The sequence below is a fragment of the Pseudoduganella sp. GW821-FHT12E03 genome (assembly GCF_058807115.1).
Window position 1 is genome coordinate 25,843 of sequence record NZ_JBXAQJ010000003.1, and the last position, 13,312, is coordinate 39,154.

Genomic DNA, 13,312 nt, shown 5'->3' on the forward strand with positions numbered 1-13,312 from the left:
ACGGCGGAAAGCCCGATGCGGCATGGGCCGGACCGGGCTTTCTTACAACAGGTGTGACAATCTCACACTACCTCATGGCCACGCTCGGCCACGCTTGTGGTCTAAATGACATCGCCGGGACTACGCACCCAGCCCTCCATCAGCACCCGCGCGCTGCGGCTCATGATGGCTTTTTTCACCGTCCATTCGCCGCCTTCCTGCTGCGCCTGGGCGCCAACCCGCAAGGTGCCGGACGGATGGCCGAAACGCACCGCTTCACGCTCGCCGCCACCGGCGGCCAGGTTCACCAGTGTGCCGGGAATCGCCGCCGCGGTGCCGATCGCGACGGCCGCCGTGCCCATCATTGCGTGGTGCAGCTTGCCCATCGACAGCGCGCGCACCAGCAAATCCACATCGCCCGCGCCGACCTGCTTGCCGCTTGACGAGACATACGCCACCGGCGGCGCGACAAACGCGACCTTCGGCGTGTGCTGGCGTTTTGCCGCTTCTTCCACAGTGGCGATCAAGCCCATGCGGAGCGCGCCGTGCGCACGGATGGTTTCAAACATGGCCAGCGCTTTCGCGTCGCCATTGATCGCTTCCTGCAATTCCGTGCCGGTGTAGCCGATCGCATCGGCGTTGACGAAAATCGTTGGAATGCCGGCGTTGATCATGGTCGCCTTCAAAGTGCCGACGCCAGGCACTTCCAGGTCATCGACCAGGTTCCCAGTCGGGAACATCGAGCCGCCGCCACCTTCTTCATCGGCCGCCGGGTCCATGAATTCCAGCTGCACTTCCGCCGCCGGGAACGTCACGCCATCGAGCTCGAAGTCGCCCGTTTCCTGTACCGCGCCGTTAGTGACCGGCACGTGCGCAATGATGGTCTTGCCGATGTTGGCTTGCCAGATGCGCACCACGGCGACACCGTTGTGCGGCACCCGTGCCGCATCGACCAGGCCGCCGCTGATGGCGAACGCGCCAACCGCCGCCGACAGGTTGCCGCAATTGCCGCTCCAGTCGACGAACGGTTTATCGATCGATACCTGGCCGAACAGGTAATCCACGTCGTGATCCGGCTTGGTACTCTTCGACAGGATCACGGTCTTGCTGGTCGATGACGTCGCGCCGCCCATGCCATCGATCTGCTTGCCGTACGGGTCGGGACTGCCGATCACGCGCAGCAGCAAGGCATCGCGCGCCGCGCCCGGGACTTGCGCGGCTTCCGGCAAATCCTGCAGGCGGAAAAAGACGCCCTTGCTGGTGCCGCCACGCATGTATGTGGCGGGGATTTTGATTTGCGGTTGGTGTGCCATTATGCCGCCTTCGCGTTCGCCAAAAAGTCTTGCGCGAAGCGCTGCAGTACGCCGCCCGCTTCATAAATCGACACGTCTTCCGACGAATCCAGGCGGCACGTTACCGGCACCTCGACACGCTCGCCGTTTTTACGGTTGATCACCAGGGTCAAGGTGGCGCGCGGCGCGCGCTCGCCGATCACGTCAAAGGTTTCCGTGCCATCGATGGCCAGGGTCAGGCGATTGGTGCCTGGTTTGAATTCCAGCGGCAGCACGCCCATGCCCACCAGGTTGGTGCGGTGGATGCGTTCAAACCCTTCTGCCACGATAACTTCCACACCCGCCAGGCGCACGCCCTTGGCCGCCCAGTCACGCGATGAACCCTGGCCGTAATCGGCGCCGGCGATCACGATCAGCGGCTGCTTGCGGTCCATGTAGGTTTCAATGGCTTCCCACATGCGGGTGACTTTGCCTTCCGGCTCGACGCGGGCCAGCGAACCGGCCTTCACCTTGCCGTCCGCGTCAACCACCATTTCGTTTTTCAACGTCGGGTTGGCGAAGGTGGCGCGCTGCGCCGTCAAGTGGTCGCCACGGTGCGTCGCGTAGGAATTGAAATCTTCTTCCGGCAAGCCCATCTTGTGCAGGTATTCACCGGCCGCCGAATCCATCATGATCGCGTTCGATGGCGACAAGTGGTCGGTCGTGATGTTATCGCCCAGCACCGCCAGCGCACGCATGCCGCTCAACGTGCGTTCACCGGCCAGCGCGCCTTCCCAGTAAGGCGGACGGCGGATGTACGTCGATTGCGGGCGCCAGTCGTACAGCGGCTCGGCCTGTTCCGCCGTCTGGCCGCTGCGGTCGAACATCGGGATATACACTTTGCGGAATTGCTCGGGTTTCACCGACGACGCAACCATCGCATCGATTTCCTCATCGGTCGGCCACAAGTCTTTCAGCGTGATCGCCTTACCATTGGCGTCCGTGCCCAGCACGTCTTTTTCAATGTCGAAGCGGATCGTGCCGGCAATCGCGTAGGCCACCACCAGCGGCGGCGACGCCAGGAAGGCCTGCTTCGCGTACGGGTGGATACGGCCGTCGAAGTTGCGGTTACCGGACAGCACGGCGGTCGCGTACAGGTCGCGCTCCACCACTTCCTTCTGGATCACCGGATCGAGCGCGCCGGACATGCCGTTGCACGAGGTGCACGCATACGCCACCACGCCGAAGCCCAGTTGCTCGAGTTCCGGCATCAGGCCCGCTTCTTCCAGGTACAGGGTCACGGCTTTCGAGCCGGGCGCCAGCGACGTTTTCACCCAAGGCTTGCGCAGCAAGCCGGCCTTGTTGGCGTTGCGCGCCAGCAGGCCCGCCGCGATCATGTTGCGCGGGTTATTCGTGTTGGTGCAACTGGTGATCGCCGCGATGATGACGGCGCCGTCCGGCATCAGGCCGGGTTCGTTTTCCACCTTGCCGGAGATGCCGGCCTTGGCCAGGTCGCTGGTGGCCACGCGCTTGTGCGGGTTCGACGGACCGGCGATGTTGCGCACCACGGTCGACAAATCGAACGTCAGCACGCGCTCGTACTCGGCGCCGGTCAACGCATCGGCCCACAGGCCGGTTTCCCTGGCATAGGTTTCCACCAGCGCCACGGTCTCGTCTTCACGGCCGGTCAGCTTCAGGTACTTGATGGTTTGCTCGTCGATGTAGAACATCGCGGCGGTGGCGCCGAATTCCGGCGCCATGTTGGAAATCGTGGCGCGGTCGCCCAGGGTCAGGCTGGCCGCACCGGCGCCGTAGAACTCCAGGTAGGCGGAAACGACTTTCTCCTTGCGCAGGAACTCGGTCAGCGCCAGCACGATGTCGGTGGCGGTGATGCCTTCCTGCGCCTTGCCCGTCAGTTCGACACCGATGATGTCCGGCAGGCGCATCCACGAGGCGCGGCCCAGCATGACGGTTTCCGCTTCCAGGCCGCCGACGCCAATTGCGATCACGCCCAGTGCATCGACCATCGGGGTGTGCGAGTCGGTGCCGACCAGCGTGTCCGGGTACGCGACGCCTTCGCCCACTTGAATCACCGGCGACATGCGCTCCAGGTTGATCTGGTGCAAGATGCCGTTACCCGGCGGGATCACGTCCACGTTGCGGAACGCTTTCTTGGTCCAGTTGATGAAATCAAAGCGGTCTTCATTGCGGCGGTCTTCGATGGCGCGGTTTTTGTTGAACGCGTCGGGGTCGAACCCGCCGCATTCGACCGCCAGCGAATGGTCGACCACCAGTTGGGTCGGCACCACGGGATTGACCTGGGCAGGGTCGCCGCCCTGCTCCGCGATGGCGTCGCGCAGGCCGGCCAGGTCGACCAGCGCGGTCTGGCCCAGGATGTCGTGGCACACCACGCGCGCCGGGAACCATGGGAAGTCCAGGTCGCGCTTGCGCTCGATCAGCTGCGACAGCGAATCGTTCAGGGTGGCGGGATCGCAGCGGCGCACCAGGTTTTCAGCCAGCACGCGCGAGGTGTATGGCAAGCCCGCCCAGGCGCCCGGCTTGATGGCATCGACTGCGGCGCGCGCATCGAAGTAGTCAAACTTGGTGCCCGGCAGCGCCTTGCGGAACGCGGTATTCATGGTAGCCATTATTTACGGTCCTTCAGCGGCACGAATTGCAGGTCGTCCGGGCCGACGTAGTTGGCGCTTGGACGGATGATCTTGTTGTCGATGCGCTGCTCGATGATGTGGGCGGCCCAGCCGGAGGTGCGGGAAATCACGAACAGTGGCGTAAACATCGCGGTCGGCACGCCCATCATGTGGTACGACACGGCCGAGAACCAGTCCAGGTTCGGGAACATTTTTTTGATTTCCCACATCACCGATTCCAGGCGCTCGGCGATGTCGAACATCTTGGTCGAACCGGCTTCCTCGGACAGGTTGCGCGCCACTTCCTTGATCACCACGTTGCGCGGGTCGGAAATGGTGTACACCGGGTGGCCGAAGCCGATCACGACTTCCTTGTTTTCCACGCGGCGGCGGATGTCGGCTTCCGCTTCGTCCGGGTTTTCATAGCGCTTCTGGATTTCGAATGCGAATTCGTTGGCGCCGCCGTGTTTCGGACCGCGCAGCGCGCCGATCGCGCCCGTCACCGCCGAGTAGATGTCGGAACCGGTGCCGGCGATCACGCGGCTGGTGAAGGTCGAGGCGTTGAATTCATGTTCCGCGTACAGGATCAGCGAAATGTGCATGGCTTTCACCCAGCTGTCGGATGGCTTCTCGCCATGCAGCAGGTGCAGGAAGTGGCCGCCGATCGAGTCGTCGTCGGTTTCCACCTCGATACGCTTGCCATTGTGGCTGTAGTGGTACCAGTACAGCAGCATGGAACCGAACGACGCCATCAGGCGGTCGGCGATGTCGCGCGCGCCCGGCACGTTATGGTCGTCTTTTTCCGGCAGGGTGCAGCCCAGCACGGAGCAGCCGGTGCGCATCACGTCCATCGGGTGCGCCGATGCCGGCAGGGCTTCCAGTGCGGACTTCACCGATTGCGGCAGGCCGCGCAGCGATTTCAGCTTGCCCTTGTAGCCTTTGAGTTCAGCGGCGGTCGGCAGCTTGCCGTGCACCAGCAGGTAAGCGATTTCTTCGAATTCGCACACGTTGGCGACATCGAGGATGTCGTAGCCACGGTAGTGCAAGTCGTTGCCGGTCTTGCCGACGGAGCACAGCGCGGTATTACCGGCGGTCACGCCCGACAGGGCAACGGATTTTTTAGGCTTGAAGGTTGGATTTTGCTCAGACATGTTGGGCTCCTCTGTGTTCTATGTTGTTTTGATTTATCAGATCTTTTTCGCGGCAAACAGCGCGTCCAGCTTTTGCTCGAAGCTGTGGTAGTTGATGCGCTCATACAGTTCGGCACGGGTCTGCATGGTGTCGACCACGTTCTTTTGCGTGCCGTCGCGGCGCACCGCGTTGTAGACGTTTTCAGCGGCCTTGTTCATGGCGCGGAAGGCGGACAGCGGATACAGCACGATGCCGACATCGGCGGTTGCCAGTTCATCGACGGTGAACAGCGGGGTCGCGCCAAATTCCGTGATGTTGGCCAGGATCGGCACTTTCACGGCCTTGGCGAATTCCTTGTACATTTCCAGGCTGGTGATGGCTTCCGGGAAGATCATGTCGGCGCCCGCTTCCACGCAAGCGACGGCGCGCTCGATGGCGGCGTCCAGGCCTTCCACTGCCAGCGCGTCGGTGCGGGCCATGATGACGAAGTTGGAATCGGTTTTCGCATCGACGGCGGCCTTCACGCGGTCGATCATTTCACCCTTGGTGACGATTTCCTTGCCCGGACGGTGGCCGCAGCGCTTGGCGCCGACCTGGTCTTCGATGTGCACGGCGGCGGCGCCGGCCTTGATCATGGATTTCACGGTGCGCGCCACGTTGAAGGCGGAAGAGCCAAAACCGGTGTCGATATCGACCAGCAGCGGCAAGTCGCACACGTCGGTGATGCGGCGCACGTCGGTCAGCACGTCATCGAGGTTGGAAATGCCGAGGTCCGGCAAGCCCAGCGAACCGGCCGCCACACCGCCGCCCGACAGGTAAATCGCGCGGAAGCCGGCGCGCTTGGCCAGCAAGGCGTGGTTGGCGTTGATCGCGCCGATCACTTGCAGCGGCGATTCTTCTTCGACGGCTTTGCGGAATGCGGCGCCTGCGGAATAGTGGGTCATGGCTTGCCTTTCAAATGAGGTAACGTTGCGCTCCCCTACAGCAAACCCCGTGCCAGCCGCGCCGCCCCTCCGTGAAACATCGGCAAATCAGGCACTTATCATGATTTCCCGCTCTGGCGATGGATCGGCGGCGAGCCATGAAACGTTTCAATATGAAACATTGAAACATCACTCGAAACGCCGCTGAACTATAATTGAAACATGCGCCATTCCACCCCGCTCCCCATCGACAGCAGTGACAAGCCGGTCATCTGGACCGTGTCCGTGTCGCGCCTGGCCGAACTGTTCCGCGACATTACGCTGGAATACGACAACTTCGCCACCATCGAACCGATCAACCTGGGTTTTGATGAAGCGGCGCGCCATATCCGCGAACGGCTGGCGACGGAACGCTGCGACGCCGTGATTTCCGCAGGGTCCAATGCCGCATACCTGAAGGGCCGGCTGTCGGTGCCGGTGGTGATCGCCAAGGCCAGTGGCTTCGATGTGATGCAGGCGCTGGCGCGGGCGCGGCGCGTGTCGGCGCGCATCGGCGTGGTCAGCTACCAGACCCCGATGGCGGAACTGGCGGAATTTTCCGCCACCTTCGGCCATGACATCGTGCAGCGCACCTATGTGACGGAAGAAGATGCGCGGGCCCAGATCAATGAATTGAAGGCCAACGGCGTCAAGGCCATTGTCGGCGCGGGCCTGATCACCGACCTGGCGGAGGAAGCGGGGCTGACCGGCGTGTTCGTGTATTCGGCGGCGTCGATCCGCCAGGCGTTCGATGATGCGCTGGAAATCGCCCGCCTGTCGTCCTGGGAGACCAGCCGCGCCCGCGCGCGCGGCGGCAATGCCGCCGACACCCTGCGCGCCAAGCATGGCTTGAATGATTTGAAGGGCGATTCGCCGGCCATGGAAAAGCTACGCCAGGCCGTGGTGCTATATGCAAAGTCGCCCGCCACGGTGCTGATCCAGGCGGAAACCGGCTGCGGCAAGGAACTGGTGGCGCAGGCGATCCACCGCGAAAGCCCGCGCACCCTGGGCGCCAACCGGCCCTTTGTCGCCGTCAATTGTGGCGCGATCGCGGAATCCTTGCTGGAATCGGAATTGTTCGGCCATGAGGAAGGCGCGTTTACCGGCGCGCGGCGCGGCGGCCATGCCGGCCTGTTCGAGGCCGCCAACCGGGGCACCCTGTTCCTCGATGAAATCGGTGAAATGCCATTGACCCTGCAAACCCGTTTGCTGCGCGTGCTGGAGGAACGGGAAGTGGTGCGGGTTGGCGGCACGCGCCCGGTGCCCGTCAACGTGCGCATCATCAGCGCCACCCACTGCGACCTCGAACAGCGGGTGCGCGAAGGGCGATTCCGCGCCGACCTGTTTTACCGGCTGGCCGTGCTGCGCCTGTCCCTGCCGCCGCTGCGCGAACGGCGCGACGATATCGCGCTGCTGGCGGAATGGTCACTGAAAAACGCGCTGGCCGCGCTGGGTGCGCGCCCCCATCCGAATCTGCACGCGGAAATCCAGGCTTGCGCGCCCCTGCTGCTGCGCTATGGCTGGCCGGGCAACGTGCGGGAATTGCGCAACCTGTGCGAACGGCTGGCGCTGTTCCTGGCGGCGGAACCGCTGCAGGCGCTAACGCCGGCGTTTGTGCTGGGAGTGGCGCCGGAGCTGGGCGCCGCGCCGGTGCACGGTACAGTTCTGGCACCTGGCGGCTCGGCCGCGCTGGGGCCCGAGGGCGGAGGCGCAGCACGGACGGATGGCGCCGCCTTCGCCCATTCCGGCGCGGCGCATCCTGGCGCGCCCTCGTTTGGCGCCAACCAGCCGCCACCGCACCCGGCGCGTGACACCGCGACGGCAGTGCTGGCGCGCTTCGGCGGCCGGCGCGATGCGGCCGCCAGCTACCTGGGCATCAGCCGCACCACACTGTGGCGCAGGCTGCGCGATGAGGGCGGTGCTTAGGCGGGCAGCCACTTATCCTGAATTTCAACCACTGGTCACACAGTCGATACAGTGCACCGGGCGGGTACGCTATGCTACGTTGCATGAAGAATATCGCTACTCACCGCGTTTCGCGCGCCCATTGGTATTGGATGCTCCAACTGCTGGGGTGGACAGCCATTGCAGTTTTCGTCATGGTCGCCAACGGCCGCTACATTCACAAACCCGGCGCTGTCCTGATGTGTGTTGCGCAAGCGGGCACCGGCCTGCTCCTGACGCATGCCGCGCACCAGTTGTTCAAAGTGTGCCACTGGAGCACGCGGCCATCGGCATTGCGCATGCTGGCCCTGTGCACATTGGTGCTCGGCCCGTTACAGACCGCTTGCACCATTGCCATCAACTACGCCATCAATGGAAAAAACGGCGACCTCGCCTGGCTGAATATGCTGGTGACCTTCTGGTCCGGCATCATGCTGGCCTGGTGCGTTTGTTACCTGGCCGCCCTGGCGCTGCGCCGCGCCAACCGTTTCGAAGCCGAGGCGCTCCGCCTGGAAGTGCTGGCCAAGGATGCGGAACTGCGCGCGTTGCAGGCGCAGGTCAATCCGCACTTCTTCTTCAATAGCCTGAACAGCGTACGCGCACTGATTTTTGAAAGCCCCGAGGCGGCGGCGCAAATGATCGACCAGCTGGCCACCTTGATGCGCTACACCCTGCAATCGAGCTATGCGGACACGGTTCCATTGCGCGATGAACTGGAAGCCGTGCAATCGTATCTATCCATTGAAAAAATCCGTTTCGAAGAACGGCTGCGCGTCGCGCTCGACATTGCAGGCGATATGGAAACCGTGCGCATTCCGCCAATGGCACTGCAGACATTGGTGGAAAATGCCGTCAAATACGGTGTGGAACAAAGTACCGCCGGCACGGAAATCCGCATCAGCGCCAGCCATGCCAATGGCAACGCCACCATCGAAGTGTCGAACCAGGGTGCACTGCGCACATTCAGCAATTCCACCAGCGTCGGCTTGAGCAATGCCCGCAAGCGGCTGCTGCTGGCCAAGGGGAATGACGCCAGCCTGGACCTGCTGGAACGTGACGGCTGGGTATGCGCCACATTACGCTTTCCACTGGCGGCCTGATGCGGATACTAATTGCGGATGATGAACGGCTGGCGCGGGCGGAATTGCGCCGGCTGCTGTCCGCGCACACATGGGTGCAGATTGTGGGAGAAGCGGCCAGCGCGGCGGAGGCGGCCATACAGCTGGCGGCATTGAAGCCCGACCTGCTGTTGCTCGACGTGCAAATGCCAGGCGGCAGCGGGTTTGATTTGCTGGCGTCGCTGGACGAGGCGCCCGAAGTGATCTTTACCACGGCATATGACCAGTATGCGTTGCAGGCATTCGATGCCAACGCGCTGGACTACTTGATGAAACCCATCCAGCCACAGAGGCTGGCTCACGCGCTGGAGCGCGCTGCGGCGCGTCTGGGCGCCACGATTCCTCCGGCGGCACTGCCCCGCAAACTGTTTATTCGTGATGGTGAACGGTGCTGGTTCGTCAAACTGGATGACATCACCTTGTTCGAATCGGAAGGTAATTACACCCGTGTCCATTTCAGCGGCGGACAACCGCTGCTGGCCCGGTCACTGCTACAGTTGGAACAGCGGCTGGACCGGCAGCAATTCTTCCGCGCCAGCCGCCGTCACATCGTCAACCTTGCGCACGTGCGCAGCATAGGCCATGGCGGAGATGGCTCATTGGTGCTGCACCTGGACTGCATGGACATCGAAGTCTCACGCCGGCGCGCCGCCACTTTCAAGAACATCAGCGCAATATGATGGCGCGATAAAAAAACCGCTCCGAAGAGCGGTTTTTTTAAGGGATGACGATCAGTCGACTTCGACGGTTTCCGCCGGTGGCTGCGGCGCCGCATCCGATTCCGGGAATTCCAGGTAGACCTGATCCTTGTCGTCCAGATCCACAGTGACCTTGCCGCCCGACACCAGGCGGCCGAACAACAGTTCGTCGGCCAGTGCCTTGCGAATCATGTCCTGGATCAGGCGCGACATCGGACGCGCGCCCATCAGTGGATCGAAGCCCTTCTTCGCCAGGAACTTGCGCAGTTTCTCGCTGAAGATCGCGTCAACTTTCTTCTCGTGCAACTGCTCTTCCAGCTGCATCAGGAACTTGTCGACCACGCGCAAGATGATTTCCTCGTCCAGCGCGCGGAAGCTGATGATGGAATCGAGGCGGTTGCGGAATTCCGGCGTGAACATGCGCTTGATGTCGGCCATCTCGTCGCCTGCCTCGCGGGTTTCCGTAAAGCCGATCGAACGCTTCTGCAAGCTCTCCGCACCCGCATTGGTGGTCATGATGATGATCACGTTGCGGAAGTCCGCCTTGCGGCCATTGTTGTCCGTCAGGGTGCCATGGTCCATCACCTGCAGCAGGATATTGAAGATATCCGGATGCGCCTTCTCGATCTCATCGAGCAGCAGCACCGCGTGCGGCTTCTTGGTGATGGCTTCGGTCAGCAAACCGCCCTGGTCAAAGCCGACATAGCCCGGCGGCGCGCCAATCAGGCGGCTCACGGCGTGGCGCTCCATGTACTCGGACATGTCGAAGCGGATCAGCTCGATGCCGAGGATGAAGGCCAGTTGCTTGGCCACCTCGGTTTTGCCGACACCGGTCGGACCCGAGAACAGGAACGAGCCGATCGGCTTGTCCTGCTTGCCCAGGCCGGCGCGCGACATCTTGATGGCCGATGCCAGCGCTTCGATTGCCGGGTCCTGGCCGAACACCACGTTGCGCAAGTCGCGGTCGATGGTTTGCAGCTTGCTGCGGTCGTCCTGGTTGACGGTTTGCGGCGGGATGCGGGCGATCTTGGAAATGATTTCCTCGATTTCCGTCTTGCCGATGGTTTTCTTTTGCTTCGACTTCGGCAAGATGCGTTGCGCGGCGCCAGCCTCGTCAATCACGTCGATGGCCTTGTCCGGCAAGTGGCGGTCATTGATGAAGCGGGCCGCCAGTTCGGCTGCCGTCGACAGCGCCGATTGCGAATACTTGACGCCATGGTGCTCTTCGAAGCGCGACTTCAGGCCGCGCAGGATTTGCACGGTCTGTTCCACGGTCGGTTCATTGACGTCGACTTTCTGGAAGCGGCGGGAGAGCGCATGGTCTTTCTCGAACACGCCACGGAATTCCGTGTACGTGGTCGCGCCGACACACTTCAGCTGGCCATTGGCCAATGCCGGTTTCAGCAGGTTCGACGCATCCAGCGTGCCGCCCGACGCGGAGCCGGCGCCGATGATGGTGTGGATTTCATCGATAAACAGGATGCCGTTCGGATTGTCTTTCAATTGCTTCAGCACGGCCTTGAGGCGCTGCTCGAAATCACCACGGTATTTGGTGCCGGCCAGCAGCGCGCCCATGTCCAGCGAGTAGACCACGGCGTTTTGCAGGATTTCCGGCACATCGTTCTGCGTGATGCGGTAAGCCAAGCCTTCGGCGATCGCGGTTTTACCCACGCCCGCTTCGCCCACCAGCAGCGGGTTGTTCTTGCGGCGGCGGCACAGGATCTGGATCACGCGGTCGACTTCCTCTTCGCGGCCGATCAGCGGATCGATCTTGCCTTCGGCGGCCGACTTGTTGAGGTTTTGCGTGAACTGGTCGAGCGGGCTTTCCTTTTGCTGGCCATCGGCCGGCGCGCCCTCTTCCACGCCCTCGGACGCCTTGGTGGCATCGGTTTGCTGATCCTTGCGCACGCCGTGGGAAATGAAATTCACCACGTCCAGGCGCGTCACGCCCTGCTGGTGCAGGTAGTACACCGCGTGGGAATCCTTCTCACCGAAGATGGCCACCAGCACGTTGGCGCCCGTGACTTCCTTCTTGCCGTTGGAAGCCGACTGCACGTGCATGATGGCGCGCTGGATCACACGCTGGAAGCCCAGCGTCGGCTGGGTATCCACTTCGCCCGTGCCCGGCACGGTCGGCGTGTTATCGCCAATGAAATTGGTGAGGGTCTTGCGCAGGTCCTCGATATTGACGGCACACGCACGCAACACTTCGGCCGCTGACGGATTATCCAGCAGCGCCAGGAGCAAGTGCTCCACGGTGATGAATTCATGCCGTGCCTGCCGCGCCTCGACAAACGCCATATGCAAACTTACTTCCAGTTCCTGCGCGATCATACTTCCTCCATCACACATTGCAGGGGATGACCTGCCTTGCGTGCATGCGTTAATACAAACTCCACCTTGGTACTCGCGATATCTTTCGAGAAAACGCCGCACACGCCTTTACCGTGACGATGCACACTGAGCATGATTTGCGTGGCGGTTTCGCGGTCCTTGTTGAAGTATTCCTGAATGATCGCCACCACGAATTCCATCGGGGTATAGTCGTCATTCAGCAACGCCACCTGGTAAAGAGGCGGCGGCTTCAGTATCTGCCGTTCCAGCAGTTGTTCGGTATCTTGCTTGGTTGCCATACGCTTATATTCTAATGCTTTCGGGGTTACTGCAACGTCCATTTATGACTGTAAACCCAATGTTCCCCATCTTACGCGTTTTCTCGTCTTGCCGCAGATGGCGATCCGGCCCTGAAATTCAAGAGTTGCTTTTTGGTTCCGCGCATACACTGTTGCAAGAAAAATACTAATAGCCGGATGAAAGCGCTTGACATTAAAAATTGTTGCGCCAACAATGCGATATCGACTCGTGCAGCAATGTACATGTTGATAAGAAGTGAGGCGTCGAGGAGGGGGCAGGAAGCTTCTTGCTTTTATGGCTCGTGTGATATTCGTTTTTATTGAAAGTTCTTTTTATGGCAACTGGTACTGTTAAGTGGTTCAATGACTCCAAAGGCTTTGGCTTCATCACCCCTGACGATGGCGGCGAAGATTTGTTCGCTCACTTCTCCGCAATTAACATGAACGGCTTCAAGACCCTGAAAGAAGGTCAAAAGGTACAGTTCGAAGTTACCCAAGGTCCTAAAGGCAAGCAAGCTTCCAACATCCAGTCGACCTGATTCGCGCTGGAACCCTGGAAGTGAAAACCCCGCAATTAACGGGGTTTTTTTTCGTCTGCAATATTCCGCGGCACTGAATTTATTTACAAGTTCGTTAAATCAGCCGCGCGCCGCCACCACGCTGCGGTTAAATTCCAGCATGGCCGCCGCAATACGGTCCGACTCCCTATCGCTGAACATCCATTCACCACACGCCTGGCAATGATCGCCCGTCACATTGGGGATCACCGTCTCGTGCCCGTCATACTCATAGGGCATGTCCCGGGTTTCCCGCACCATGGGCCCGTCGCCGCAAAATGGACACTGCATGGTCCGCTCCTCTGTAAGTGTTGCTCAAAGTAAGCATACACCGATTGCGCACACACTGCAGGAAATAATTTCCATACAGA

General features: G+C 61.4%; 11 protein-coding genes. 4 read left to right on the top strand and 7 right to left on the bottom strand.

The genetic code is table 11. The annotated features are described in order from the left end of the window. Positions 1 to 101: 101 nt before the first annotated feature. Genes prpF through prpB form a run of 4 tightly spaced genes read right to left on the bottom strand, consistent with a single transcriptional unit; the run spans position 102 to position 5,973 of the window. Positions 102 to 1,292, bottom strand: coding sequence for a 2-methylaconitate cis-trans isomerase PrpF (gene prpF, locus AC1RRC_RS07890; RefSeq protein ID WP_493054739.1), 1,191 nt, complete (start codon positions 1,290 to 1,292; stop codon positions 102 to 104). Next, positions 1,292 to 3,889 (bottom strand): Fe/S-dependent 2-methylisocitrate dehydratase AcnD, encoded by a 2,598-nt coding sequence (gene acnD / locus AC1RRC_RS07895; RefSeq protein ID WP_493055502.1) that lies wholly within the window; start codon positions 3,887 to 3,889, stop codon positions 1,292 to 1,294. Before acnD ends, prpF begins: the two co-directional genes overlap by 1 nt. 8 nt (positions 3,890 to 3,897) lie before the next feature. Then, entirely contained in the window at positions 3,898 to 5,049 is a 1,152-nt protein-coding gene (gene prpC / locus AC1RRC_RS07900; RefSeq protein ID WP_493054740.1) for a bifunctional 2-methylcitrate synthase/citrate synthase, read from the bottom strand. Positions 5,050 to 5,085: 36 nt separating this feature from the next. Beyond that, complete coding sequence (prpB, locus tag AC1RRC_RS07905) at positions 5,086 to 5,973, bottom strand: methylisocitrate lyase (protein WP_493054741.1); 888 nt, start codon at positions 5,971 to 5,973, stop codon at positions 5,086 to 5,088. A gap of 201 nt (positions 5,974 to 6,174) precedes the next feature. On the opposite strand from prpB, the gene prpR reads away from it, so the two are divergent. The 3 genes from prpR (at position 6,175) to AC1RRC_RS07920 (ending at position 9,733) form a co-directional block, all read left to right on the top strand. Next, complete coding sequence (gene prpR / locus AC1RRC_RS07910; protein ID WP_493054742.1) at positions 6,175 to 7,917, top strand: propionate catabolism operon regulatory protein PrpR; 1,743 nt, start codon at positions 6,175 to 6,177, stop codon at positions 7,915 to 7,917. A 173-nt stretch (positions 7,918 to 8,090) separates the two neighbouring features. Then, positions 8,091 to 9,035 (top strand): sensor histidine kinase, encoded by a 945-nt coding sequence (locus AC1RRC_RS07915; protein WP_493054743.1) that lies wholly within the window; start codon positions 8,091 to 8,093, stop codon positions 9,033 to 9,035. Continuing rightward, positions 9,035 to 9,733: a LytR/AlgR family response regulator transcription factor gene (locus AC1RRC_RS07920; protein ID WP_493054744.1), complete on the top strand. Its 699-nt coding sequence runs from the start codon at positions 9,035 to 9,037 to the stop codon at positions 9,731 to 9,733. The genes AC1RRC_RS07915 and AC1RRC_RS07920 overlap by 1 nt, the downstream gene beginning before the upstream one ends. A gap of 51 nt (positions 9,734 to 9,784) precedes the next feature. Here AC1RRC_RS07920 and clpA read toward each other — a convergent pair whose 3' ends face one another. Continuing rightward, complete coding sequence (clpA, locus tag AC1RRC_RS07925) at positions 9,785 to 12,085, bottom strand: ATP-dependent Clp protease ATP-binding subunit ClpA (RefSeq protein ID WP_493054745.1); 2,301 nt, start codon at positions 12,083 to 12,085, stop codon at positions 9,785 to 9,787. After that, positions 12,082 to 12,384 (bottom strand): ATP-dependent Clp protease adapter ClpS, encoded by a 303-nt coding sequence (clpS, locus tag AC1RRC_RS07930; RefSeq protein WP_154377572.1) that lies wholly within the window; start codon positions 12,382 to 12,384, stop codon positions 12,082 to 12,084. The genes clpA and clpS overlap by 4 nt, the downstream gene beginning before the upstream one ends. Positions 12,385 to 12,719: 335 nt before the next feature. Here clpS and cspE point away from each other — a divergent pair, with 335 nt between their 5' ends. Further along, positions 12,720 to 12,923, top strand: a complete 204-nt coding sequence (cspE, locus tag AC1RRC_RS07935; protein WP_019921881.1) for a transcription antiterminator/RNA stability regulator CspE — start codon at positions 12,720 to 12,722, stop codon at positions 12,921 to 12,923. A gap of 99 nt (positions 12,924 to 13,022) precedes the next feature. On the opposite strand, the gene AC1RRC_RS07940 is transcribed toward cspE, so the two are convergent. Further along, on the bottom strand, positions 13,023 to 13,232 hold the full coding sequence (locus AC1RRC_RS07940; RefSeq protein ID WP_493054746.1) for a type II toxin-antitoxin system MqsA family antitoxin: 210 nt from the start codon (positions 13,230 to 13,232) through the stop codon (positions 13,023 to 13,025). Between the last annotated feature and the right edge of the window lie 80 nt (positions 13,233 to 13,312).